This is a genomic window from Vibrio sp. M260118 (assembly GCF_036533755.1).
Lineage (GTDB): Bacteria > Pseudomonadota > Gammaproteobacteria > Enterobacterales > Vibrionaceae > Vibrio.
The window spans coordinates 1-1856 of sequence record NZ_JATABG010000522.1 but is presented as its reverse complement, the minus strand read 5'-3'; the positions used below and the strand labels follow the sequence as shown (position 1 = coordinate 1856).

At 41.0% G+C, this 1856-nt stretch carries 2 protein-coding genes and 1 pseudogene; all 3 read left to right on the top strand.

Annotated features, from left to right (window positions below):
* Positions 1-670: pseudogene (locus tag QTO00_RS19135) on the top strand (site-specific integrase); the annotation flags it as partial.
* Positions 667-1155 carry a bacterioferritin comigratory protein gene (locus tag QTO00_RS19130; RefSeq protein ID WP_331426165.1) on the top strand — a complete coding sequence of 163 codons (489 nt, stop codon included), beginning with the start codon at positions 667-669 and terminating at the stop codon, positions 1153-1155. The pseudogene QTO00_RS19135 and the gene QTO00_RS19130, both read left to right, overlap by 4 nt.
* Before the next feature lie 114 nt (positions 1156-1269).
* Complete coding sequence (gene bcp, locus QTO00_RS19125) at positions 1270-1734, top strand: thioredoxin-dependent thiol peroxidase (protein ID WP_331426164.1); 465 nt, start codon at positions 1270-1272, stop codon at positions 1732-1734.
* Positions 1735-1856 lie beyond the last annotated feature (122 nt).

The following is a 1856-nucleotide window of genomic DNA, read 5'->3' as shown; positions in this document are numbered from 1 at the left end:
ACTATCTTTTCCACAACTTAAACAGCAATTTAGCCACGTATCTCTTGCAATGACAAGACTCTATGCAAAGAACGCAAGTAAGTTTCAAAAACTTCGCAAAAAGAAAGGTAAAAACCAAAACTTATGCTCCATTATTGATGATGAGAGAGTCCATCAAAAAGCACTAGTATACCTAAATATCTATCATCGACTTGCCAATAAAGAACGCGTGGCAGGCGGTAAAGGCAAAGCCTTTGCGAAAGCAAGATCAGAACAGGACGAGAACACTCTTTTTACTGACAAAACCAACAACGACATGTTGACTCTAGAGTATTGGGAGAACGTAATTAGAAACGGTCAAAGGCACATCCATGTAGTTGCTCCGGGCATCTACTGCACGTCGGCAAATTGTCGACTAAGGACTCAGGTGAATCTAATTGAGTGTGTTGACTGCGATAATGATTACATAGTAGATGCAGTTTATGCAGAAGCGATGCGGAAAGAAGCTGAGGAACACATGCATTATGACATCATACACAACGAGTTAACGGCACAAACGGCATCCGAGTTATATATCAAAATTACCGCAGCGCAACGAATCATGGATGACTTAGGGCTGAACTTCGAGCCTGTAGTTTTCCCCAAGGAGGTTCAAGACGTACTGATTCCTCATATCGGAGTACCACAATGAAACAAGCCACAAAACAGGCGTTAGAAAACGCGTTAGAGCGACTAATTAAAGGCGAGCCCACCAACATTGAACTAAAGAAAAAAGCAAAACAAGGCAAGCTTAAGATAAATAATAATACTGTTGAAAAAGAAGCAGCACTATCTGTAGGTGTATTGCGTAATCATCCTGATATCAAAGTGATGATAAAATCATGTTCACTAAAAGCGAGGGTTGAAAATAGCAAATCTGCAACGTCTGAAATAGAGCTTCTACAAGAAGAAAACAAAAAACTAAAAAGAGAAAAAACGCAACTAAACAAACTCAAGACCAAACACCTTGATGAAGCAAGAAAGAGTAACGATACATTAGAAAAGCAGGCCGCGCTTCATGTTAAAGTTATTCAAGAGCTAATGGAAATGCTTCCAGCTTCAGAGCGAGAGAAGGCCATGGATAAAGTGGTTAATACTAGGGCTGATAACATCGTTGAAGGCAATTTCAGGAAGTAACGAAATCTCTTTTGAAGTTACTGCTAGACAACAGTATCAAGCATAGATAAAACTAGACATTGAAAGAATAAGAAAGCTCGACTCAGAGTAAGTCAAAGAAAGTAAGGATAACCCATGGCAATCGAAGCAGGACAAATCGCTCCAGATTTCACATTAAACGATCAAGACAGCAATCCAGTCACCCTCTCAGAGCTGAGAGGAAAGAAGGTATTGCTCTACTTCTATCCGCGCGCTTCAACACCTGGTTGCACGGTTCAAGCTCAGGGACTACGTGATACGAAGGCTGAACTAGATGCCCACAATATTGTGGTTCTTGGCGTCAGCCCAGACACACCAAAAAAGCTGACTAATTTTATCAACAAGCAAGAGCTCAACTTCACGTTGTTAGCCGATGAGGATCACGCTGTGTGTGAAAAGTACGGTGTTTGGCAACTCAAGAAGTTCATGGGCCGTGAGAATATGGGCGTGGTTCGTACAAGCTTCCTTATCGATGAGTCTGGTAACCTTGAGCATGTATTCAACAAATTCAAAACCAAAGACCACCATGAAGTCGTGTTGGACTACTTAAATAGTAAATAATTCTTGATTTATATGGATAGCCAGAGCCAGTGCTAATCTCACTGGTTCTTCGTTCAAGCAGCTGTAAGATTTATCCCTCTTTCGACTCATCAATCAATCGAGCTGTTATCTCAAGAACCTTC